At 39.2% G+C, this 23,475-nt stretch carries 19 protein-coding genes; 16 read left to right on the top strand and 3 right to left on the bottom strand.

Annotated features, from left to right (window positions below; all coding sequences use genetic code 11):
- Window positions 1–132 precede the first annotated feature (132 nt).
- Window positions 133–942, top strand: coding sequence for an AraC family transcriptional regulator (locus CKW03_RS11400; RefSeq protein ID WP_157739497.1), 810 nt, complete (start codon window positions 133–135; stop codon window positions 940–942).
- On the opposite strand, the gene CKW03_RS11395 is transcribed toward CKW03_RS11400, so the two are convergent.
- The gene (locus tag CKW03_RS11395; protein ID WP_093096945.1) at window positions 939–3,386 is read right to left on the bottom strand and encodes a TonB-dependent receptor; all 2,448 of its coding nucleotides are present in this window, start codon (window positions 3,384–3,386) and stop codon (window positions 939–941) included. The two genes, CKW03_RS11400 and CKW03_RS11395, sit on opposite strands and share 4 nt — an antisense overlap.
- 150 nt (window positions 3,387–3,536) lie before the next feature.
- Entirely contained in the window at window positions 3,537–5,711 is a 2,175-nt protein-coding gene (locus tag CKW03_RS11390) for a S9 family peptidase (RefSeq protein WP_093096942.1), read from the bottom strand.
- 396 nt (window positions 5,712–6,107) lie between these two features.
- Between CKW03_RS11390 and CKW03_RS11385 the strand changes: the two genes are divergently transcribed.
- Both CKW03_RS11385 and CKW03_RS11380 read left to right on the top strand, forming a co-directional pair.
- Complete coding sequence (locus tag CKW03_RS11385) at window positions 6,108–9,182, top strand: SusC/RagA family TonB-linked outer membrane protein (RefSeq protein WP_093096939.1); 3,075 nt, start codon at window positions 6,108–6,110, stop codon at window positions 9,180–9,182.
- Between the two features lie 15 nt (window positions 9,183–9,197).
- Entirely contained in the window at window positions 9,198–10,709 is a 1,512-nt protein-coding gene (locus CKW03_RS11380; RefSeq protein WP_093096936.1) for a RagB/SusD family nutrient uptake outer membrane protein, read from the top strand.
- 52 nt (window positions 10,710–10,761) lie between these two features.
- Here CKW03_RS11380 and CKW03_RS11375 read toward each other — a convergent pair whose 3' ends face one another.
- Complete coding sequence (locus CKW03_RS11375; protein WP_093096933.1) at window positions 10,762–11,307, bottom strand: hypothetical protein; 546 nt, start codon at window positions 11,305–11,307, stop codon at window positions 10,762–10,764.
- 499 nt (window positions 11,308–11,806) lie between these two features.
- Between CKW03_RS11375 and CKW03_RS11370 the strand changes: the two genes are divergently transcribed.
- From CKW03_RS11370 to CKW03_RS11315, 13 genes are all read left to right on the top strand, one after another.
- Window positions 11,807–12,520: a response regulator transcription factor gene (locus CKW03_RS11370; protein WP_093096930.1), complete on the top strand. Its 714-nt coding sequence runs from the start codon at window positions 11,807–11,809 to the stop codon at window positions 12,518–12,520.
- Window positions 12,521–13,677: 1,157 nt separating this feature from the next.
- Complete coding sequence (locus CKW03_RS11365) at window positions 13,678–14,274, top strand: Pvc16 family protein (protein WP_093096928.1); 597 nt, start codon at window positions 13,678–13,680, stop codon at window positions 14,272–14,274.
- Window positions 14,275–14,278: 4 nt separating this feature from the next.
- Complete coding sequence (locus CKW03_RS11360) at window positions 14,279–15,601, top strand: hypothetical protein (RefSeq protein ID WP_093096926.1); 1,323 nt, start codon at window positions 14,279–14,281, stop codon at window positions 15,599–15,601.
- 37 nt (window positions 15,602–15,638) lie between these two features.
- Complete coding sequence (locus CKW03_RS11355; RefSeq protein WP_093096923.1) at window positions 15,639–17,060, top strand: phage tail sheath family protein; 1,422 nt, start codon at window positions 15,639–15,641, stop codon at window positions 17,058–17,060.
- Between the two features lie 35 nt (window positions 17,061–17,095).
- On the top strand, window positions 17,096–18,121 hold the full coding sequence (locus CKW03_RS11350; protein ID WP_093096921.1) for a hypothetical protein: 1,026 nt from the start codon (window positions 17,096–17,098) through the stop codon (window positions 18,119–18,121).
- 44 nt (window positions 18,122–18,165) lie between these two features.
- Entirely contained in the window at window positions 18,166–19,089 is a 924-nt protein-coding gene (locus tag CKW03_RS11345) for a hypothetical protein (protein ID WP_093096918.1), read from the top strand.
- 23 nt (window positions 19,090–19,112) lie between these two features.
- Window positions 19,113–19,577 carry a phage tail protein gene (locus tag CKW03_RS11340; protein WP_093096915.1) on the top strand — a complete coding sequence of 155 codons (465 nt, stop codon included), beginning with the start codon at window positions 19,113–19,115 and terminating at the stop codon, window positions 19,575–19,577.
- 10 nt (window positions 19,578–19,587) lie between these two features.
- Window positions 19,588–20,046, top strand: coding sequence for a phage tail protein (locus CKW03_RS11335; RefSeq protein ID WP_093096913.1), 459 nt, complete (start codon window positions 19,588–19,590; stop codon window positions 20,044–20,046).
- A gap of 2 nt (window positions 20,047–20,048) precedes the next feature.
- Entirely contained in the window at window positions 20,049–20,219 is a 171-nt protein-coding gene (locus tag CKW03_RS20410; protein ID WP_157739495.1) for a DUF5908 family protein, read from the top strand.
- Window positions 20,209–20,931 carry a CIS tube protein gene (locus CKW03_RS11330; protein ID WP_093096910.1) on the top strand — a complete coding sequence of 241 codons (723 nt, stop codon included), beginning with the start codon at window positions 20,209–20,211 and terminating at the stop codon, window positions 20,929–20,931. The genes CKW03_RS20410 and CKW03_RS11330 overlap by 11 nt, the downstream gene beginning before the upstream one ends.
- Window positions 20,931–22,706: a type VI secretion system tip protein VgrG gene (gene vgrG / locus CKW03_RS11325; protein ID WP_093096907.1), complete on the top strand. Its 1,776-nt coding sequence runs from the start codon at window positions 20,931–20,933 to the stop codon at window positions 22,704–22,706. Before CKW03_RS11330 ends, vgrG begins: the two co-directional genes overlap by 1 nt.
- Window positions 22,707–22,722: 16 nt before the next feature.
- Window positions 22,723–23,016, top strand: a complete 294-nt coding sequence (locus tag CKW03_RS11320; protein WP_093096905.1) for a PAAR domain-containing protein — start codon at window positions 22,723–22,725, stop codon at window positions 23,014–23,016.
- 12 nt (window positions 23,017–23,028) lie between these two features.
- Window positions 23,029–23,454, top strand: a complete 426-nt coding sequence (locus tag CKW03_RS11315; protein ID WP_093096902.1) for a GPW/gp25 family protein — start codon at window positions 23,029–23,031, stop codon at window positions 23,452–23,454.
- The last annotated feature ends 21 nt before the right edge of the window (window positions 23,455–23,475 follow it).

The raw sequence follows: 23,475 nt of genomic DNA, 5'->3' as shown, positions 1-23,475 counted from the left end.
GAGAACAGTCCAAATGATTTTCCATTTTTTTTAATTAAAAATTTTTCCCGGATTATGGTTTATGGATTTCTAAAAAAATTAAGGAATTCCAATATATTTGAAAGAATAGCGATAAAATATTATTCCCATAGCATGCAAGTAAAGAAAATAGCCATTAAGGATAAGCTTGAACCTCAGAAACTGATCAAGGTTGCTGTCTTTGATCGCGCAAAAAATCAGACGAAGCCGCATAAGCATAATGGCTACTTGGAATTGGTTTTCTTATCGGAAACTAGGGGCAGGCACTATATTGATGGGAGAGAGGCGGCAGTTAAGGTCCCTTGCATATTAATCATCCGAAAGGATAATGTTCACCATTGGGAATTGGAAAATCCTGTGGAAGGCTTTGTCCTTTTGGTAAAGAAATTATTTGTGGAGCAAAGCTTAGATTTTGAAATCAATAGGCTTGTCGAAAGCATCATTCAATATGATCAGATTTTCCTAAAAGAGAGCCAAAGTATAGAGCAGATCTTTAGATTATTGGAAAAGGAAAATAATAAAATTGCTCAAGAAGGATTATTTAAAGCAATGTTGTCTAAGGTGTTGGAAAATACTGAACAAACCAGATCCTCGAAACTTATACAGAATAACCTGTATGTGAATTTCTGCGAATTACTGAATAAAGAAGTAAAAGTAGTCAACCATGTTGCACATTATGCTGCCCAACTCAATACAAGTCCCCAGAATTTAAGTGCTGCCTGTAAAAAGCATGTCAACCTTACAGCATCGGAAGTATTGGCTGGATATATTATCAAAGAAGCCAAAAGACTATTGTATTACACAACAAACAGCATTTCGGAAGTTGCCTTCATTCTTGGCTTCTCTGATAAATCTAATTTTTCCAAGTATTTTAAGCGCTATACTGGAATTACGCCTAAGGATTTCAAGAAACAAGTGTCTTAAAACTCTTTTTCCCCGAATTCACTTTTCGGTAGCTTAATGATCTGATTTAATTTATGCAGGTTGAAATTCAGATTGATCAAAAAGACATTTTTCTCATAAATGTAATTCGTAGTGGTGTAGAAATCGTTGGAATAGGTCGTAATCCTTTGTTCATTAACGCCCCATTTCTTGTTTAATTCTATGAATTGCCAAAGCAATTGAGCGGTAATGGCTCCTTTTAAGAATCCCTTGCTCAGGTTGAAATGTGGCGTCAGGAACCTCGAATCCTTACCTTGAACTGTTGGTCTTTCCGAAAGGTAATTGACCTGAAGACCAGTGCTCCAAGTAGGGGCAAAATCTGCTTGTACCCCAGCATTGATGGAATATACCCAATCTTGGTTTGACCTCGTTTCTTGATAGTCTAGTACTTGGCCAGAAATCTTGTAGTTATAGATGTTTGCACCAGCATTAACTTTTAACCAGTTTAATGGTTTGCCTTCTCCACCGATTTCCATTCCATAGCGTGAAGCATAATCAGCATTGGTAAATACACGGTGCAAGATGGTATCAGCATAGACCGAGTTTACCCGTTGTATAGGATTCTTGGTATGTTGGTAGTAGGCATTGAGGAAAAGACTTCCTGCATTTAATTTTTTTACGAGTCCAGTTTCCGCATTGCTTGTAAACTCCGGTAATAATTCTGGATCACCTTGTTCTAAGGTTTCGGAGTGTTCACGCTCTGGGATTGGATTCAGCTCAAAGTTATTGTTTCTTTGGACCCTTCTTGCCGCTGCTAATTTCCAAGACCAGCCTGCACCTAAATCTTGCATGAGATTAAAGCTTGGGTAGAGTTGATGGATGGAATAAGGGTATTCCTGATTATTGTGCAATAACAGGAGGTCCCTTTGATAATATTCGTAACGTAGACCCAAGGAAAGTTGGGTACTGTTGAATTTTCTGTCGTATTGGCTAAATAGTGCATGTACTCTATTCGTTGCATTCAATCGACCAGTAAATTCTGGGATTAATTGAAGGTCTTGGGTTCCTTTTTCTGAGGCATAGTATTCAAAATTTCCCTTTTGGCGATCATTCCTTAATTGATAACCTGAGGTCAATTCTGCATTGTTTAGTTTCCAGCTATGTTGTAAGGATAGTCTTAAACCATGCAGGGGATTGGTATAGGTATTATGGGTCCACTGTACTGTATCGATGTTATTTTCAATATTACCATTTTTAGTGGAACCATAAATATTGGCAAATTCATAGATGGCACCCAATTGAAGGGAGTGCGTTGGATTAATTTTATATTGATAAGAAAAATCCAACAGATAAAACTCACCTTGTTTGTTCTGAAGATTGCTATTGAAATAATCTAAGCTTGAGATCTGGTCCCCTGTTGAAGGCTGAATCGTTCTATTGTTATAGTGAATATCAGCTAACCTGTCTTGGAATCTTCTGGAAGCCAAAACTCCTAAGTTTAGGTTGTGTTTTTCTGATACTTCATAAGTGGCATTCAATCTTAAACCGTAATTGTATTTATCAAAACTGCGTTCCCCCTTGGAAGGGAAGAAGGTTTGACGATCTCCGATAATGGTATTGACATCTCCGTCCCTGAAGCCAGCATTATCATTACGAAGGTAGTTTGCAGAACCATTAAGTTCCAGCTTATCCTTTTTCAATTGGAAAGAAATATCTCCGCCAAAGCGTTTTTGACTTTCGATATTATCGTAATCATCAATACTGGGTAGACCACCTTGTAAGTTTAAGATCCAAGCAAATCCGTTTGCAGCCGATTTCTTCGTTTTTAGGTTAATTATTCCGCCTTTGCCATCGGGATCATATTGTGCCGTAGGGCTAGTGATATATTCTACCTCTGAAACATCATTGGCAGCGATTTGCCCTAAGATCGTTGCGGGATCAAGGAATGAAGGTTTCCCATTGATCAGTACAATGACACCTGTATTTCCACGCATGCTGATATTTCCATTGGCATCTATCGCTGCAGAGGGAAGGTTTTTTACGATATCTAAGGCCGTTCCACCAACGGCATTTTTATATTGGCTCGCTTGGTAGGTCTGTCTATCGCTGCTATGCCTCTGGCCAGCAATATTGGCCGTGACTGTTACTTGTTCTAAACTATGGTTGGCTCCTGAAATCAGGATATTTCCCACATCAATTAACTTTTGCCCTTTAATCTCAATCGCGCTGTTCTTTTGATTATAGCCAATAAACTTAACCTGTAATATATACTGGCCGTTTTTAAGGTTAGAGAACTGAAATGCTCCGGTTGTGTCGGTAATCATTCCATCGATTACATTTTTATTGGCATCCAAAAGACCGACACTAGCGTATGCTATAGGGCTTGATGATAGTGAATCTTTTACTGTTCCTGAGATTTTTGATGTTTGAGCGATGCTTAATTGAACAGCGAAAATGAAGCAAAGTATGGTAATAATCCTTTTCAATGGTTTAAGTTTTTTTCAAAAATATAAAAGTAAAATCAGGAAAAAGGGGGGATTGATATTTTTACCATTGTTTTTTCAAATCGACCATTATTTAAATAAAAATCCCTAATACCTTTCGATATTAGGGATTTTTTTGATGATTTATTCTGGCTATTTCTTCAAGTATAAATCGAAGTATTTAGCAATTTTATCGTACATATGGATCCTGTCTTTGCCAAGTACATTATGTTCATGCGTTGGGTAAAGGAAGTAATCGACTTGTTTACCGGCTTCAATGCATTTTTGGATAAATTCCATACTATGTTGTTGAACCACAACAGGATCTTGGGCTCCATGGATAATTAATAAGTGACCGTTCAATCGATCTGCTTTATTGAGCATGGAGGTCTTTTCATAGCCTTCAGGATTTTCTTGAGGGGTATCCATATAACGTTCGCCATACATCACTTCATAATATTTCCAGTCGATTACTGGTCCTCCAGCAACCGCAGCCTTAAAGATATCATTGTGTTTGGTCATCAAGGAACTTGTCATAAAGCCACCAAAGCTCCAGCCAAATATGCCCATGTTCTCAGCATCTACGTAAGGTTTGGATTTTAAGTATTTAATACCTACCAGTTGATCAGCCATTTCTGCTTCACCAAGATTGCGATGGGTAACTCGGGTAAAGTCACGACCGCGGGCATCGGAACCTCTATTGTCCATGGTAAACACAAGATATCCATTTTGCGCCATGTACATATCGAAATAACCAACAGCTCCTAGCCATTTATCGGTTACCAATTGTGCATGGGACCCACCATATAGGTAAACCATAACTGGATATTTCTTGTTAGGGTCAAAATTGGCAGGGTAGGTGATCCTAGCATTTAGCGGAGTCTTACCATCTGCGGAAGTCAGGGTCTTGAATTCAATTTTAGGTAAGTCTACTTTTCCATTGAACGGGTTAGCAGCTGTAACTAAATTCTGAGCCTTGTTGGATTTTATGTCAATAACCTGAACGATATTGGGTTGGTCCAAATTACTGTATTGATCCAGGATATATTTTCCTGAGCTACTCACAGAAGCATTATGGGTTCCTTTATTGGAAGTCAATTGGCTAGTTTTTCCAGATTTCAGGTCTACTTCAAATAAGTGGCGTTCCATTCCCTGATTACTTGCACCAATATAATATCCTTTGTTTCCTTTAGCATCGAAACCTTGGAAATCTGTTACAATCACATCTTTATAACCTAGATTTTTGACCAATTTCCCTTGGGTATTATAAAGATAAAGTTGATTGAATCCATCCTTATCGGTTTGATACAAAAATTGATCTGGCTTATTTGGTATGAATTCCAAGGCTACCTGTGGTTCTACCCAAGTAGAGGAAGATTCTTCAAATAAGGTCTGTACCAATTCGCCGTTCTTAGCATTATATTTATTCAGTTTTAAATGGTCCTGACCTCGGTTTAAAACCCCTACAAATACAAAATCGCTCGATGGGTCCCAAGTTACAATCGTTAAGTATTGTTCTTTTGGTTCACCTGTTTGCAGTTGAACATACTCGCCTGTTTCGGTATTGAAGATATTCAAAGTGACTTCTTCACTTTTCATTCCAGCCATCGGATAGCGAATATCTTTAATGGTCGCTACACGAGTATCCCACTGCGGTAAGGGGTAATTGCTAACCATGCTTTCATCCTTACGATAATAAAGAAGTTTTTTATCGTCTGGGGACCACCACATTCCTTTGGAAATGCCAAATTCATTTCTGTGAACCACTGAGCTACCATTGACGATACCATCCACGGTATCTTTAGTGACCGTAATCTTACTGCCATCCGATTTAATGATTTCGATATTGTTGCCGTTCAGATAAGCTGTATGCTTATTAGAATGACTGAATTCTTCAGCATCTCTATTGTTGGGCAGCGTAGCATTGAGTTTCGCTTTTTTGCTATACACATTGTAAGAGATGTTATAGCTGTTTTTCTCAGCCCTAATATTCAGTTTGATGTTTTCTTTATCTATCCAACTGTAATTGCTAGGAAAGGAGCGGAGAGAGAATTTATCATTTGCCGCTATTTCTTTAAGGGCATTGAGTATATCGTTGGTGCTAGCTAATTGAACAGGAGTCCAATTATTTTTTGCCTCACGAGCCAAAAGGTTTTGGGAGGTACTGTCCAGATTGGAGAATGCATCAGCATCTTTGATCCATTTTGCTGCGGTCAGTGTTTTAGGAGCAAACTTGCTGGGTCCATAAACTGTCTCATCGATAGTGAAACCTCGTTGACCGTAAGCGACTGAAGAGCTTAATAAGAGTAATACCAGTAGCTTTTTCATTGTTTAATCAAATTTTATGATGACGAAATTAAGGAATTGTTAGGAAAGGATGCGACAATTTGGTAAAAGTCAGGATAGTACAGGATACTTTATCGGAATGAGAGGTTTATCTTAGTTTTAACTTGAACTGAGACAACTATATATTGCTCAGATAATTAACCATATAACCTGTAAACACTAATTAAGAACGCACTCAAAAAATAAACAAGCACATATCATGTAATTTCCCGAGCAATTCTGGGAGTTGAGTTGATTTCTTCTCGATGGGATTTAATTGCCTTTAAAAAAAGGCGAGGGTGGAGTGTATTGGTTTAAGGTTAAGAGTTTTAGCATGTTGGTTTTCCTTTTTACAAGAAAACAAATAACACAATATATAACCCTTTTAAACTTAAAACCATGATGAGAACTTACATCCGATGTGTTCCTTTATTGTTATTTTTCTTATTGGTAAAAATGACATATGCGCAGGAACTCACGATTACTGGGCGAGTGACCTCGACAAACAACGAACCCCTGGCAGGTGTTTCGATCAAGAGTAGCTCTGGAAATGCCAGTACAAGCACCGATACCAATGGTGCTTATGAAATCAAAACCAATCCAAATGCCAACCTGACCTTTACCTATATCGGTTACAATACCCATAGCGAAGCGGTCAACAATCGGGCCGTCATCAATGTACAGATGAGCACTTCCTCAGAATCCATTGAAGAAGTAGTTGTAGCTGTAGGTTATGGTGTGGTGAAGAAAAGTGATTTGACCGGTGCTGTTGGTACCGTTCAAGGAGAGGCTTTACAAGAACGACCTGCTTCAAATTTAAACCAAGCTTTAGGTGGCAAAATTACCGGTGTGAATGTTTCCACCAGTTCTGGCCGACCGGGTGGTCGTGCCAATATCAGAATCCGTGGGTCGAGTTCCATTTCAACCACGAATAATCCCCTGTATGTTATTGATGGAGTGATCATGAGCAGGGATGGATTGCAGAATGGTAGTTCCCCAATTGATTATATCAATCCAAATGACATTGCTTCCGTTGAGGTATTGAAGGACGCTTCTTCAACAGCCATCTACGGTGCGCGTGGTGCCAATGGGGTTGTTATTGTTACGACCAAACGCGGTACTTCTGGCGGAGGAAGGGCGACTTATGATGCGGAGGTTGGAGTTGGTTATGCTCCAAAATTATTGCCAGTATTGAGTTCAGAGGAATTCTTGGCAGTGGAAGAGCTAGCCTATCAGAATGCCAAGAAATTTGATCCAGTAGGCTGGGCAACTGGCACAAAATACACCGATCCTAAAACAAAACGGACCAATCCTTTGCTTTTTGATTCCAATGGTAATCCGCTCTATAATACGGATTGGCAGAAGGAAGCTTTCCGGAATGCTATCACCCAAAATCATCAGTTATCTTTTACCAATGGAAATGAAAAAGGTTCCTATGGTGGTTTTGTCAACTACAGAAATGAACAAGGTGTAGCTTATGGTTCTTGGCAGAAGAGGTATTCGGCAAGATTTGTATTTGATACCGAGATCAAAGATTGGTTGAAAGTAGGTGGGGTATTGAGCTATACGGACCAAAAGGACAAGCAAGTTGATGAACTTGGAGGCGGCGGAATTACCATGATGCGTCAGGTATTGGAAGCATTGCCTTTGATTCCGGTGCGTTATGCAGATGGTAGGTGGGCCAGTAACCGCGATTATCCAGGCATGGAAGGTGGCGATAACCCCATCCGTGTTGCGGATGAAAGACTTTATTTTCTTTCTACCCAGCCTTTTATTGGAAATATGTATGCCAATATCAAGATATTGGATGGCTTAGAGTTCCGGACTTCTATCGGTACCAATATTATCAATCAAAGGAAGGATTATGCAGCAGCTGCTGGTTTACAATATATTTCTAGTGACGGTTCGGCGAATGTGGACAATAAGCGATTTAATTCTTGGCAATTCGAGAACTATTTTACCTATTTGAAAGATTTCGGAAATATCCATTCCATTAATGCCATGTTAGGTTTTTCTTGGCAGCATACGGATTATTTTGGATCCTATGCTAGTTCAAGCAAGTACACCGATTTCTATTATCAATTCAATAATCTAGGAGCAGGAGCAACCATGAATGCGCCATCTTCAGGAGCGAATGCCAATGGCTTGAACTCTTATTTTACGAGGATCAACTATACCTTGTTGAACAAGTACCTATTTACTTTTACAGGTCGTGTGGATGGATCCTCCAAATTTGGACAGGATAATCAGTATGCATTTTTCCCTTCTGCAGCGGTGGCATGGAAAATCAATGAGGAGAATTTCCTGAAAGAATCAGAAAGCATTTCCAACCTGAAGTTGAGGATGAGCTATGGTGCTACGGGTAATTCAGAGATTCCTGCATACCGAGCATTGGCTGGAATGGGGAACTATGAAATCATTCAAGGCGGCGATCGTCTGGTAGGTGTAGGAACTGGAAGGATTGCCAATCCAACCCTGAAATGGGAACGTACGGAACAAGTGGATTTGGGTCTTGAACTGGGTTTGTTCCAAAACAAGTTAAACTTTGAATTGGATGTGTATCACCGTCAGGTAAAAGATATGCTATTAGATGCGCCAGTTCCATTGTCCAGTGGATATAGTACCATTTTCAGAAATGTCGGAAGTATGAAAAATGATGGGATTGAATTTGGTGTCAATGTGGCCAATATTGGAAATGATGTATTCAGTTGGTCTGGTCTCTTCAATTTTTCATACAACAGAAACCAAGTCTTGAAATTGATTGGTGGTGCTGATATCTATAGTGGAGCCACCATTATCCGAGAAGGTGAGCCGGTGGGATCATTCTGGGGTTTCCAACATTTAGGCACTTGGTCAACCGCTGAAGAGGCAGAAGCTATTAAATTCAATAGACTTCCAGGTGATGTTAAGTACCAAGATATCAATGGAGACGGTGTGATCAATGATAATGATAAAACCATTATTGGTCGTGGTATTCCTGATGGTTACGGTACATTCTCCAATACATTCAAGTATAAGAATCTTTCCCTATTGATCGATCTTCAATATATGTTTGGCAATGATGTGATCGATCGTAGTATTCACTCTGCGGAAGACAGACAAGGGATTGCAAATAGTTACAAAACTGTTTTAAATGCTTGGACAGAAAGTAACCAGAATACTCCGATCGCACAGGTGCGACCAATCAATGCTTATTACACCACAAATAACGATAGCCATAAAGTATCTGATGCATCATTTATCAGGGGAAGGAACTTAATGCTTTCATATACTTTGAATCCTGATGTTGTTTCCAGAATGAAATTGGATCGATTGCGCTTTTTTGCTTCTGTTCAGAACTTCTTTGTGATCACTAAATATGCAGGATATGATCCAGAGGTTTCCAATTCGGGGTCTGCATTTGATCAAGGTTTTGGATTATATGACTATCCAAGACCAAGAGTATTTACGTTAGGATTGAACATTGGATTATAATAAAATAGGAAAATCATGAAATACATAAAATATATCAAGAGAACGATTCAATTAACTACAGCGGTGGCTTCATTCGTAGGCTTGGTTGGCTGTACTGGCTTTTTGGATGAATCGGACCCTAGTAACTTTACGGTGGAGAATTATTTCACCAAGCCAGAGCATGCCCGAAGTTCCGTGAGTGCAATCTATGCCAATTTAAGGAATCCAATGGTCAGCGGATTTGGTGGAGGAACCTGGATGATGCTTGAGTTTGCAACGGGATTGGCAGGAACAGATCTAGGTCAGGCGGTGAATAGTTACTATGTAAAGGATTTAAGAAATACTTCAGATAATGGCTATGGATTAGATTATTGGACAACCTATTATAAGGGTATTGGGAATGCAAATCTTTCCATAACTTATATTCCGCAGATTACGATGGACGAAACTGAAAAGAAAAAAATATTGGGTGAGGCACATTTCCTAAGGGCATTTTTCTACTTTAATCTGGTTCAGATGTTCGGGGAAATTCCATTGGTGACGGAAGCGGTAAGTTTGACTTCTGAGCAACTTTATCCAGAGCAGTCTACGGTAGACAAGGTCTATGAATTAATCGTCAGTGATTTGAAAGTTGCTGAGAATTCAGGTTTGCCATGGAATGATCAAAGTGGGAAAGTAAATATGGGAATCATCAAATCGCTGATGGCGAAAGTTTATTTGACCATGGCTGGGTACCCATTGAATAAAGGGGCAGCTTATTTTGATCTGTCTGCAAAGGCTTCAGAAGAAGTAATCAATTCCAAGCAATACCAATTGTTTCCTACCTATGCCGATCTGCATGATCCCAAGAAGAAAAATGGAGTTGAGAATATCTTTAGCATTCAATATAAAACCCAAGTAATCGCATCGAATTGGCAAGTTGCTATCATTCCATACAATAAGAACATCTCCGCTTATTCCGATGAAACCGGAGGTATTTATGCGACGAAGGATTTTGTGGAATCTTATGAATCGAACGACCTTCGCCGTGCAGAGAAACAGTTTTTCTTTACCAAGTATACCCATGAGTCGGATCGGACAAAGGAAGTTAATCTAGGCGGATATTTCCTCTATAAGCATTTTGATGAGGCGGCACAGACTAGTACCACAAATAGTGATTTAAATTGGTCAATCCTTCGTTATGCTGATGTGCTGTTGATGTATGCTGAGGCTGCCAATGAAGTTTCAGGCCCTAACCAAAAGGTTTATGATGCGGTAAACGCAATCAGAAAAAGGGCTGAACTACCAAACTTGAGCGGATTGTCCAAGGATCAGCTTCGGGAAGCGATTTGGAAAGAGCGTTGGTATGAGCTGTGTTATGAAAATATCACTTGGTTTGATATGGTACGCTTAAGGAAAGCTTATAATGCAGGAACTAAGAAATTTGATAATTATGTAGGGCATAAATTCTCTTATGGTCCAGTTTTGACCGAGCGGGAATTGTTGTTCCCTAAACCTACATCAGAAATCAGGAACAATAATAAACTTGTGCAAAATAAGGGCTATTAAGTGTTATAGATGTTTTATTTAGAAAGCCGTCGATTGACGGCTTTCTTTATTTTTAAAACTTATATCGAGCGACCATACCACCTCGATTAGAGGTTTTTGTACCAGAAAAACCAGTTTCAATCTCTATGATATCCTTATTGATCAATGGGATTTGGTAGCCTGCAAACAAAGAACGGTATAAAGCAGGTTTGAATTCTCCGCCTTGCTTTTGTCCATTTGCTTTTTGAAGGGTGCTGGCTTCAAAGGCTAAACCTAATGATCCGGAAAGATATAGGTTCCTCAATAAATAATATCGAATACCTCCATTTAGGGAAAAGACTTCGTGTTTCCAGATTTCAGGCATGGTTAAAAGAACATTCTTGGATATATCCCGAACAGTTACTTCATAATTTAAGGTTGAAAAGAAACTAAGTTTATTTAAAGGTCTGTATTCATATAGCAATCCAATTCCATACGATGTGCCTTGTATGGAAAAATCATAACCTAAAATTGGACCTATTCCTATTGAATGGGTTTTTGCTGATGAAGAGTCTTGGGCATAACTGAAATTCAGCGTTGAGCAGAAGATAAGCAGTGTTGAAAATAACGGATAATTCATGTGAAAATAATTTACAGTTAGACGATAAATTTTTCTATACAGTAAAACTATTACAAAGTATTTAAAAAAGAAATTTCTTTAACGTTTTTAACCTTTTAACCAATTATGTATTAAAAAGTTAGCATTTTTTAACAGATGATTTGTATGAAATTATTCAAATGTTTTTAGCTCAATCTTGGGTTTGTTCTACGCTTATTTTTATTTATAATGATAATTTATTGTTTTTTTTAGGTAAGCAATATATATTCTATTTCATTTTTATATATTTTTGCTTTCTGAATTTATAAGTCTTTAGTTATAAGATATTTTATAAGCAGTTTGAAAAATCGAAAAAGCCGTTCACTAATTATTTACTAGGCCTTACTCATTCATAGTTATATCCTACTCATTACTATTTAATTTATTGCCATTAAGCATTAGATTTAATTCAAATTGCATCAATATTGGTTAATTGCCGGTTTTGATTTTACACGTTTCGCTAACTTTTAATACGCATCCGATGAATCTAACACAGGATACACAATCAAGCCAATATTATGACTTCAACAGTCATATTATTGATATGGTTGGCCAGATTCTGCAGCAGAAATTCCTAAAGGTGGAAATAGGTGATTTTGATGTAGGAAACTTAGTTGTTGAGAATCATAATGAGCCAACGAATTCCTTCTTTTATAAATGTAGAACCGATGGGATGAATCATGCTAACCCAGAAACTGAACAGATCTGGTTAGCTTATTTTGATTTCTTCTTTCCTCCTGAAGATCTTGTCCCATTAATGCCGGAGCTTTTCCATGCTATTCGACAGAAGGAATTGAATAAGGTATATTTCTTTTTTCAGCGAGCGAGACCTCAGCATACCGGGGATTATAAATGGTATTTCGCAACCAGTAAGTTGTTTGCCCTTGGTGATGAAAGCCAGCCTGGGATATTATTTCGCTATGCTTTTGAGTTGAATAAGGCTGAAAACAAACCATTATCACTAAATGATGAAAGTTATTTCCAAAAGTATTGTAATCGGGTCATGTTGTTGAGTAAGCGGGAGAAGGAGGTCATAAAATTAATTGTGGAAGGAAAGAGCAGTCATGATATTTCGGAGTTATTGTTTATCTCCATCCATACCGTGAATAATCACCGAAAGAATATCACCAACAAGTTGGAGATTAATAACCTATGTCATTTGACCAAGTTTGCGATTTTGTTCAATATGGTTTAAAAAGGAAAGCTTGCAAGGCAATGTCCTCAAGTTTAGTTTTTTGTTTGTCATGCTGAGGGACGAAGCATCTCGGAACTAAACAAAAAATGATTGAATTGGCGTACTGGTTCTTCATCTTTGATGAAGAATGACAAGATCAGAGTGGAGACATACGTACAGATTCTTCACTAATGGTTCAGAATTGGAAAGGCCCATTTAAAAAGATGTTTTTCAACTTTTCAGATGAACCCCTTTTGGGGTTCCATTATTTTAGCTGGCATGGCTCGTTAGCCTGGAAGTAGCGCAAAAACGATGTTCGATTAATCGAACATCGTTTTTGCATTACCCCTATATTGTTTACCATCCATGCTAAAATAATTTATCCCCGCTGGGGATGTATGGCGGATAAAAATATTCTTCAGATAAATAAATATGGGCCTGAATGGCTCGAAACACACTTCTACCAAACTTGTCATGGTAGGACCGAAGATTCACGGAACAAAACAACCATAATGGTATTGGCGAACAGGTCATCCATCTTCGATGGACGATGACAAAATGTATTGGACATTTACGTACAGATTCTTCACTGTTCGTTCAGAATTGGAAATGAATTAAGAAGGGATTTTCAGAAAAATATTTCACCCACGCTGGGCAATGCCCTTAAGTGTTGTTTTTTGTTTGTCATGCTGAGGGACGAAGCATCTCGGAACAATGCAGACATTCAAAATTAAAAACAACATGAATAGCATTGGCGAACAGGTCTTCAACCGAAGAATGAAGATGACATGAAATTGTAATGAAGAATCTGTGCGGTTCTTATCCTGTAGATAATGTCATCCTTAACCGAAGGTTAAGGAACTGTACGGCAGTGCAAAAAATGATTTTTTTTAATTTGGATGTTTGCGTTTTCCCGAGATTCTTCCTTCGTCAGAATGACACAAACACCCTTAACTTAATTTCATTGCCCGTAGTGGGTTTTTCAAAAAATGAGTTATGGATAGTTCCGAGACCCTTCGGAGCACGCTCATATTAACACGGACCGAATAATCGATAGACACCTCCCTACAATGAAATGACTATTGCTAGCTATTGTTGTAAAAGGGTTTTATGCAGAAATTTATTCGAGAATTATTTCTAAGAAAAAGCACTCTAGCTTCCATTAATAACCAATCAGCATGATAGATCAAGCCCTTATATTGTTTAAGACTGAACTGCTGGCTTATCTGAGTTCTAAAGGCGATAACGCTGCAAGCGTTATTATTGACAATATTGGTCTGGGGGAAACTTCTGGGGGAAATGGTTTGCCGGATAATATAGTAATTAGTCTGGTGAATATTGAGGAAGAAAGTACATTGAAGAACCAGTCTCCCTTACGGCGGATGCCTGATGGTTCTGCCTTCTATGAAAACCCTGCTATCTATATTAACCTCTACGTATTGATTACATGCAACTATGCTGGGGAGGGTTATTTATTGGCCTTAAAGAGGTTGTCCATGGTGATTCGTTTTTTGCAAAGCAAAAGCAGCTTTTCATCCTCCAATCCTGTGAATATTAATCCTATAGATCCAGATCATACCGAACCGTTCCAATTTAATATGGAACTCTTCACCTTATCCTTTGAACAGATCAATTACCTATGGGGGTCCTTGGGTGGCAGGCAAGTGCCATTCGCGATGTACAAGCTCCGTCTGATCAGCCTATCGGAACATGTAAAAGTAAGGAATGCTCCGTTGATTGAAGAAATTGAAACTAAGCTCAGTAAAATAAATTGACGCCATGAGAACGCTGTACAAACCGTTATTTGAGGTCAAACTCCTCCACGAATTCTATCTCACCGATAGGTCCGGAAATAACGTGTTTGAATTAAGCGCTCAAGCTGATCGTCTGGATTTTCTGTTCCATAAATTTGAATCTTTTGCAGATGAGATCAATTCGGACTTGTCTTATGAAATCCCTGAAACCTGTAAGGATTTGTTGAAGAACTATGGACTAAAGCTATTACCTAGTTATTCGGGTTTAAAATTATTGATAGAGGCCAAACTCAAGAAATTAGCGAGTGGAGTGAGTACTTATGAACCTATCCATAAGTTAGAAGATGATCTGCATATTCCAATCTTGATCAAAAGAAGGACTTCGAGAATTGATTCCATTACTAACCAAAAATTGGAAAGAAATATCAATTCCTATTATCTTTTCAGCAATGATTCTACCTTAACAGGTACTCGCGGTTTTCCTTATTTAAATTCTGAAGTATCAAATCATGATGCTGCGAACGACTATGAGCAGGGGGAATTGGCAAAGTTTGCTGCAAATGATATTAAAGCGTTTTATTTTGATCAAGCAAATACCAAACAATGGCTAAGTAAAGCAGGGAAGTCATTTACCAATGAAAATGATAGGGTTTTATGTGGCAGCAGTTTTAGTTATTCCTTCCTAAATGCGAATAATATCACCAAGGCAGATTTTACCCTCAAGGACCATTTGGGGAATATCGTGCAGGAACTCCATTTTAAAGCTTCTACTCCATTTCCAAAGGTGCATTTGGCTTTTGATCCAAAACTATTGAAGATGCTTCCAGGAGAAAAGATCAAAGAAGATTTGGTCTATCAATTGGAGGTCAGTGGAACAGGGTCATTTAATAAGGTTCATAAGCTCGTTTTTTACTCCGATAATCAAGAGTTAAGCAATTGTATAGGTTTGATCTTAATTAAAGTAAAAGGTAACATAAGTGGTTATAAGTTATTTGATGCTTCGGGTAAATTGATCACACGTAAAAATCAATTTAATATCATTGATCCGGCTGCACCGATTTTTGAAATCCATTTCCTCAGCAGACCTTCCTTCTGGCGATATATGAATAACAGGAACCATGCTTTACAAAGTGGTCTTTATTCTGACCTTATGCATAGCATCGATGGACTGTTAATCTCCAAAGAACCTAAGTCATTGACGGCTAACAGCACCTTATTTAAGTTACCGGATAGTAGTTTATTTTATCTTCCTAATCCCGTTGGGGTGGATGAAATCCATATAGAAAACAAGAAGTTATACAGTGATATAATGGTTCCAGAATCAGATTTGTTTCCACTGGCACCTTGACCATAATTAAAAGAATAATAAATCAAAATCTATTGTTATGCAAGAATATAAAACCCCCGGAGTGTATATAGAGGAGATACCACATCTTCCACCTTCGATTGCTTCGGTAGAAACCGCTATTCCAGCTTTTATTGGATATACTGAAATAGCAAAATGGAAAGAAACAGATGACCTTAGAAATAAACCTTGGCGGATTGAATCCATGCTTCAGTATGAGCAATATTTTGGATATCCCGATCCGGAGAAGGAAAGTTTATCGGTTGTCTTTGGTCCAAATGCAGATGTCAATGGGAAGATAGATGATACCAAAAGGTCTAAATTCCTGATGCATTACAGTATGCAGCTGTTTTTTGCGAATGGTGGTGGACCATGTTGGATTTGTTCGGTCGGGAACTATGTAGACAGTGGAGGTTCTATTGTTGCCAGTAATTTGATTGATGGCTTGAAAGAGATTGGAAAGATCAATGAGGTGACCTTATTGGTGTTCCCTGACTCTACTAATTTGAGCACAGCTTCTGATTATTACAATGTGCATACAGAGGCCATTAACCAATGTGTGGAGCTACAAGACCGGTTTACCGTTTTGGACGTCTACCATGACCCTGCAAATCTGACGCAATGGAGTTTGGATGTTGAATTATTGAGAAGTACGCTCTCAGGAACTACTGATTTTTATAAATATGCGGCTGTATATTTTCCAAAATTATATACCGGCGTGGATTATAATTATAAGGTTGCTGGAGATCCAAGCAAGGATAATGATGAGTTGGTTGCCATTAGCGGTGCTCCCGGTGCTGCGAACCTGAAGGAATTATTGGCGATCAATAATGAAAAGTATTTCCAGGCGAAGAGTGCCATTTCCAATATTCAGATGCTCATGCCGGTTTCAGCGGCCATGGTTGGGGTATATGCCCAAGTCGATAATGCAAGGGGAGTATGGAAAGCTCCTGCCAATGTAAATGTCGCCAATGCCATCCGTCCAGAATTCCTGATCAATCAAAAGGAACAGATGAACCTGAATGTGGATACCACAGCGGGTAAATCCATTAATGTTATCCGATCATTTCCTGGAAGAGGACCCGCAATAGTTTGGGGGGCTAGAACCTTGGCGGGAAATGATAATGAGTGGCGTTATGTTCCGGTAAGGCGATTTTTCTCGATGGTGGAAGAGTCTGTTAAAAATGCGACTGAACAATTTGTATTTGAGCCAAATGATAGAAATACATGGGTTCGTGTGAAATCAATGATCGAGAACTACCTGACCCAACAATGGAAAGCAGGCGCATTAATGGGTGCTTCGACTAAGGAAGCCTTCTTTGTTCATATCGGACTGGGGGAGACCATGACGGAGCTGGATATTTGGGAAGGAAGGATGATCGTAGAAATAGGAATGGCAGTGGTTCGTCCGGCTGAGTTCATAATTCTTCGTTTCATGCATAAAATGCTTGCTGAGTCCTAAATCATGTTTATTGTAAATCTTAAAAAACCATTGTTATGACCATTGAAAGCTCAAATATGCGAAACCCGAAAAACGGGAATTGTAATGGTAATGAGGCAAAGACAATAACTCAGAAGAATCTCCATCAGATCAAAGAGGATTACTGCAATAGGCTGAAAGGAAAGTTAGGTGAGTTGAGTGAAAGCGAGGTGACCAGTGATGGGACCTTGATGATGTATGAAAAGAAGAAATGTGTTTTTGTCAAAACTGAAAAGAATTTCCAAATGCTCCGGAACCTTGAATTGAAGGTCGGAGTGGAATTGATACAAGCTTCAGAAGAAATAAAAAAGAATGTTGCAGCTAGCATAAGCCAGAATGATGCGTTAGTGGCAGGTTTGAAAGCTGTTTTGATGACCGCCAAGAATGCTAAAGTTGCTTTTGCTAACCTTCGGGAATCGGCAGCCAAATTGGATGCCGCCATGAATGATAGTTGTAATTCGGGCCAATTAAAAATATTGGGTTGTTCGAACGATAATTGTAATGAGGGGGAAAAACAACATGAAGCTAGCAACGCGCCGAATGAGTGCCAAGATGCCTGTAGGATATTGAACAAATTGGTGGAAAGGCCAATTGACCTAAGCCAGGAAATTGATATTATCTGTAATTCAGTTGCAGATATCATTGGGATCCAGTCTTTTTCAAATGTTAAATCATTAGAGAAATTCCAACAGGATTTTGCTAGCAATGCAAAAACCTTTGATGACCTGATCCAAACTCAGATCAATACGGCTACTGCGGGTTTAAAGAAATCACAAGATGATTTGACGTTAGCCATTAAATCCCATACCCAATCGAGTTATGCACTTTATGGCAAACGCAATGAATTGGAAACCTTGGTTGAGGTGAAGGATTACCTATGCTGCCATAAATGTAGCTGCATAGGAGACTGTGGTTGTAATGAGGGTGGTAATGAGGATAACAACAGGTTCAAGAAGTGTAAATGTGATATCTGTGATATCTGTAAGGAAGTCACTGAAATCTATTGCATCCGTGATAATGAAGGTGGCTCAAGCTGTGACTGATTGAGGTTCCATTTTCAATATGGTAAATTTTAAAATAGACAATTATGTTAAGCTATAATGAAATAAGCAATTCTGATAGGGACATTTTTGATTGTTGTGATCAAAAACCTAACAGTAATGAGCCAGGCGGAGATTGCTGCTATGATGCATGGATGGGGGATCTGGTACAGGTAACCTCGGACTGGAAAGCGGCAAATGCCTATGCCAGCAATAAGGAACTGGAATATAACCTAAGTATCGAGGAAAGAGATCGCCTTAAGGCTTGGTTTGCCGACTGGGAAGCGACAGATGAAAATGCAGATGCACTATGCCGGCAACTGGAACTTTTTATCCTGCTGTTGCAAAAGGTTTGTATCGTCACTGATAAGACCAACAAAGCCATAGAGATTTTATTCTGTATGGTTGAAGACCTCTATATCCGAGTAGACAGGTTGAAAAACAATTACGACAAGTTAATCCTTTGCATCAATTGTTTGAAGCGGCCTGAGCTGGCTCCGGGAATTGGTATCATGAAGGTTTTGGAGGATTATGGACAAAAATTGGATGCTGTGATCTTAACTCGGGATATCATGATTCCGCAAGTTGTTGCCGTGGTGGAACTAGCCTATGGTTTACATATCAATATCTGCGAAGAATACGGATTGAAAAGAACGATCCAATATTGGAAGGATAAATTCCATTGTAACCATGCGGGTTCAGAAGGTGCAGCGTATGCAGAACCAGCTAAAATTGAAAGCAGTTCGGATTCTCATGAATGCTGCTGTATTGAACCGCATATCCATCTTCCGATCGATTCTGATGAATATTATCATCAGTTGGAATCAGATTATAATCAGACCAAGCAGCGGGTTGACGTGCTGAAAAAGGAACTGGATTCCGCAAAAGAGAAGAGGGATGCACTTTTTGCATGCAAGCAGAGCCTTGAGAATGCAATCAATGAAGTGAACCCTGCAAATAAGTGTAAATAATCAATACCATTAAATCATTTGTTATGTCAAACGATCCTAAAAAAAACTATCCACTACCGAAGTTCCATTTTCAATTGGATTGGGGTGGTACTAGAATTGGTTTTACAGAAGTTAGTGGACTTGACTTTGAAACTGAGGTTATTGAATACCGTGAAGGCAGTAGCCCCACCTATAACAAGACTAAGCAACCTGGATTGACCAAATACCCAAATGTGACCCTAAAACGGGGAACTTTCTTTGGTGATTTCGAATACTTTGAACAGTGGAAGAAAACTATGATGTTTCAAGAAGGTAAGGAGAAATTCAGACGGGATGTTACCATTCGCTTATTGGATGAAGAACATCAACCCATCATCTCATGGACTCTTTCTAGAGCATGGCCTTCAAAGGTGCAATCGACCAATTTGAAAGCAGATGCCAATGAGGTGGCGATCGAAACAATGGAATTGGTGCATGAGGGTTTATCTATTGTAGAAGCTAAAAAATAATTGATTAGTCATGGCTGACAGTTTATATCAAACGGTCAATTTTCATTTTTCAGTGAATTTTACGCTGAAAGGGAATAAAGCTGTGGATATTAAATTCCAGTCTGTTTCGGGTTTGGATTCTTCGATTGATATTGAAACCATCAAGGAAGGTGGTGAAAACAGGTTTGAACATGTTGTTCCAAGTCGCCATAAATATGGTCCATTGGTATTAAAAAGAGGTTTGATATCACCGGGTTCATCGGCCATAACGGATTGGCTGAAGAAGGCTTTCGACGATCAGGTTTATGAAACCTTGGAGACTGTGGTCATCAATTTATTGGATGAGGAGCATCAATCCATCATGCATTGGAAAATAAACAATGTATGGCCCAGAAGCTGGAAGCTTACGGAGCTGAATGCTGGTCGGGCAGAGATCCTGATTGAAACACTGGAACTGAATTATAATCGGTTAATTTTTCAAAAATCATAGCTATGCCAGTTGAAGTTAGAGAGTTGGTAATTAAAGCGACTATTGTTCAGGACCTTGCTTCCTCGGAAGGAAATGGGGGCGGCCAAGATAATGGAGTATCTCCCTCAGAGGAGCTGGTTAAGGTTTGTGTCGATAATGTTTTGGAGATTATAAAGGATAAAAATGAGCGCTAATTATAGTTCGGGGAAATTGGAGAAACTGTTGATCTATTCTTTTACAGATAGGCAGTTTCAGGTTAAGGGTGTTGAGCAGACCAATAAGCCAGCATTCGTTGCCCCAATTAATCCTGAGTCTTTTTCTAAGAACTATAAAATTGAACATGATGTGCAAAGGCCTCATGGAACAGGTTCAGCAGAGGTTAAATTTAAATCTACTGCGCCAGAGGAATTAAAACTTGATTTTATTCTGGATGGAACTGGAACCATGGAAGGCTATTGGGAGGAATATAAAACCAAGCCCGTTAATGAGCAATTGAAGATCTTTATGGACTGTGCTTATAATTATCAAGGGGACATCCATAGGCCAAATTTCTTGCTGATTATCTGGGGGTCGGAAATTCGATTCCGTTGCGTGTTAGCTAATCTGGATGTGAATTTCACCTTATTTAAGCCTGATGGTACTCCATTGCGAGCACGGCTTTCTGCAACCTTTCTAGACTATCAATCTCGTGAACAGCGGATGGCCGAAGACAATCCATCTTCACCAGATCTGACCCACCATCGGGTCATCAAACAAGGAGATCGATTGGATCTGATGACTTACGGTATCTATAATGATCCGAAATACTTTCTACAGGTTGCGAAAGCTAATGGGCTGACTTCCATAAGAAGATTGCAGCCTGGAAATGATATCTATTTTCCACCTTTTAATAAAAATGAAAACTAATGGAAGAGCTCATCATACCGAATCCGTCCCAGCATGATACCATTTCTTATGAAATATCATTGGGTGGGTCTAAAATGGATTCTTCTTACGAAATACTCAGTATATCCATTGACAAAGAGGTCAACCGGATCCCTACTGCAAAGATTTTGCTAAAAGATGGGGATGCTTCATTGGGAAAATTTGAAATCAGTAATAAGCAGGATTTTGTTCCTGGAAAAGAAATTGTCATCAAATTGGGTTTTGATAGCGACAATAAACAAGCATTTAATGGCATCATTACCAAGCATCAGGTAAAGGTGAAAGAAAATGGGAATACACAATTACTGATAGAGTGCAAGGATGCAGCTGTACGAATGACGCTGGGCAGGAAAAGCAAATATTTTCTTGACCAAAAAGATAGTGAAGTGATGGACAGCATTATCAGCAGTTATGCTGGTTTAACAGGAGATGTGGAAGCAACTAGCTTGAAACATAAAGAATTGATTCAACATCATCTAAGTGATTGGGATTTTATTGCCCTGAGGGCAGAAGCTAATGGCCAATTGCTTTTTGCAAATGATGGTAAGTTGAAAATTGAATCACCAAAAACAGGAACTGATCCTGTTTTACAAGTTACCTATGGGTCATCGGTAATGGAGTTCGAGGCAGAGCTGGACCTCCGTAGCCAATTGACCAAAGTAGAGGCTAATTCTTGGGATTATAAGAACCAAGGCTTGTTTACTGCTGAGGTCGATGAAGCTTCAGGATTTACGCAATTAGGAAATGTGAGCAGTTCCGATTTGGCTGCAGCTAATAAACTGGAAAAGTATGTATTGCATCATAGTGGTCACTTATTGGAACAAGAGCTTAAAGCTTGGGCAGATGGGGCAATGTTGCGGAGTAGATTGGCGAAGGTAAGAGGAAGGGCACGTTTTACAGGGTTTGCTGATATAAAGCCTGGGGATATGGTCAAGGTTGCTGGAGTTGGGGATCGATTTAATGGGAATGCTTTTGTGACTGCTGTAAGGCAGGAGGTAGGGGATGGCACTTGGTATACCAATATACAGTTTGGGCTTGATCCAGCGAAGTATTCTTCTTTGTATAATGATATTGATGATTTTCCAGCTGCAGGGCTTTTAGGTTCAATACAAGGCTTGCAGATAGGGAAGGTCCTACAATTGGAAAATGACCCTGATGGTGAAGACCGGATTTTGGTCAAGATTCCAATTATTGAGAATGCATCTAACGGTACTTGGGTTCGGGTTGCCTGCCTGGATGCCGGAAGTGATCGGGGTACTTTTTTTAGGCCGGAGATTGATGATGAGATTATCGTGGGCTTCATCAATAACGATCCAAGACATGCTATCATGTTGGGGATGTTGAACAGTAGTGCAAAACCTGCTCCGCTTAAAGGAGCTGATGCCAATGATGAAAAAGGGGTTTTTACCCGGAGTAAAATGCGTGTGCATTTCAATGATGCAACAAAAACCATCATCATCGACACGCCCGCCGGCAATAGTGTAACTCTAGATGAAGACGGGAAAAAAATAGAGATCAAAGATCAAAACAGTAACAAGATTACGATGGATAGCAATGGGATAATAATGGAAAGCCCAAAAAACATCGAAATAAAGGCTGGTGCAGAACTTAAGATCAGCGCCGGAACCAAATTGGAAATCATAGGAAAAACAATGACCCTAAAGTCAGATACAAACGTGAATATTAATGCAGCTTTGACGAAAATAAATTCGGACGGAGTAACTGAAATTAAAGGGTCTTTGGTAAAAATAAATTAGAAAAATAGAACACGTTATGCCTTCAGCAGCAAGAATAAACGATATGCACATCTGTCCGATGGTGAATCCTGGGCCAGTGCCGCACGTGGGTGGTCCTATTTTAGGTCCAGGAGCCCCAACGGTCCTTATCGGTGGTTTGCCTGCTGCTGTTGTTGGTGATTTATTGCTCTGTACAGGTCCTCCAGATAGCATTGTTCAAGGTTCGATGACCGTCTTGATCGGAGGAAAACCTGCTGCAAGACAAGGTGACATGACTGCCCATGGTGGCACCATTGTTATGGGATTAGCAACAGTACAAATAGGAGGATAAATATCAAAAGACATGGAAAATTCTTTCAATTCATTTTTAGGAACAGGCTGGTCATTTCCGCCTGAATTCAACAAGGTTAGCAATTCTGTGGAATTGGTTTCCGGAATTGAAGATATCGATCAAAGCTTGAATATTCTATTGTCAACAGCTTTGGGAGAACGGGTTATGCAACCGAAGTACGGCTGTGACCTGACGGATTATGTCTTTGAATCGCTGAACAGTTCGGTGATTGGTTATCTGAAGGATCGGGTGACCAATGCCATATTATTTTATGAACCCAGGATTCGGGTAGAACAGATAGAAATTACCAGTAGTGATTCCATGGAACTTATTGAGGGTCGCTTTACGATCAGTATACAATATTTTGTTCCTGGGACTAACTCCAGGTTTAACTATGTCTATGACTATTATTTGAATGAAGCATTAAAGTCAATTTAAGTTGGATAATACTAAAAGTCT

This window comes from Sphingobacterium mizutaii (assembly GCF_900187125.1).
GTDB lineage: Bacteria > Bacteroidota > Bacteroidia > Sphingobacteriales > Sphingobacteriaceae > Sphingobacterium > Sphingobacterium mizutaii.
The sequence above is the reverse complement of the archived record's forward strand: the minus strand, read 5'-3'. Positions and strand labels throughout refer to the sequence as shown.

Excerpts from the sequence above, each read along its gene's own strand:
- CKW03_RS11400 (WP_157739497.1), top strand. The coding sequence starts at position 133 with ATGCAAGTAAAGAAAATAGCCATTAAGGATAAGCTTGAACCTCAGAAA.
- CKW03_RS11390 (WP_093096942.1), bottom strand. The coding sequence starts at position 5,711 with ATGAAAAAGCTACTGGTATTACTCTTATTAAGCTCTTCAGTCGCTTAC.
- CKW03_RS11385 (WP_093096939.1), top strand. The coding sequence starts at position 6,108 with ATGATGAGAACTTACATCCGATGTGTTCCTTTATTGTTATTTTTCTTA.
- CKW03_RS11380 (WP_093096936.1), top strand. The coding sequence starts at position 9,198 with ATGAAATACATAAAATATATCAAGAGAACGATTCAATTAACTACAGCG.
- CKW03_RS11375 (WP_093096933.1), bottom strand. The coding sequence starts at position 11,307 with ATGAATTATCCGTTATTTTCAACACTGCTTATCTTCTGCTCAACGCTG.
- CKW03_RS11370 (WP_093096930.1), top strand. The coding sequence starts at position 11,807 with ATGAATCTAACACAGGATACACAATCAAGCCAATATTATGACTTCAAC.
- CKW03_RS11365 (WP_093096928.1), top strand. The coding sequence starts at position 13,678 with ATGATAGATCAAGCCCTTATATTGTTTAAGACTGAACTGCTGGCTTAT.
- CKW03_RS11360 (WP_093096926.1), top strand. The coding sequence starts at position 14,279 with ATGAGAACGCTGTACAAACCGTTATTTGAGGTCAAACTCCTCCACGAA.
- CKW03_RS11355 (WP_093096923.1), top strand. The coding sequence starts at position 15,639 with ATGCAAGAATATAAAACCCCCGGAGTGTATATAGAGGAGATACCACAT.
- CKW03_RS11350 (WP_093096921.1), top strand. The coding sequence starts at position 17,096 with ATGACCATTGAAAGCTCAAATATGCGAAACCCGAAAAACGGGAATTGT.
- CKW03_RS11345 (WP_093096918.1), top strand. The coding sequence starts at position 18,166 with ATGTTAAGCTATAATGAAATAAGCAATTCTGATAGGGACATTTTTGAT.
- CKW03_RS11340 (WP_093096915.1), top strand. The coding sequence starts at position 19,113 with ATGTCAAACGATCCTAAAAAAAACTATCCACTACCGAAGTTCCATTTT.
- CKW03_RS11335 (WP_093096913.1), top strand. The coding sequence starts at position 19,588 with ATGGCTGACAGTTTATATCAAACGGTCAATTTTCATTTTTCAGTGAAT.
- CKW03_RS20410 (WP_157739495.1), top strand. The coding sequence starts at position 20,049 with ATGCCAGTTGAAGTTAGAGAGTTGGTAATTAAAGCGACTATTGTTCAG.
- CKW03_RS11330 (WP_093096910.1), top strand. The coding sequence starts at position 20,209 with ATGAGCGCTAATTATAGTTCGGGGAAATTGGAGAAACTGTTGATCTAT.
- vgrG (WP_093096907.1), top strand. The coding sequence starts at position 20,931 with ATGGAAGAGCTCATCATACCGAATCCGTCCCAGCATGATACCATTTCT.
- CKW03_RS11320 (WP_093096905.1), top strand. The coding sequence starts at position 22,723 with ATGCCTTCAGCAGCAAGAATAAACGATATGCACATCTGTCCGATGGTG.
- CKW03_RS11315 (WP_093096902.1), top strand. The coding sequence starts at position 23,029 with ATGGAAAATTCTTTCAATTCATTTTTAGGAACAGGCTGGTCATTTCCG.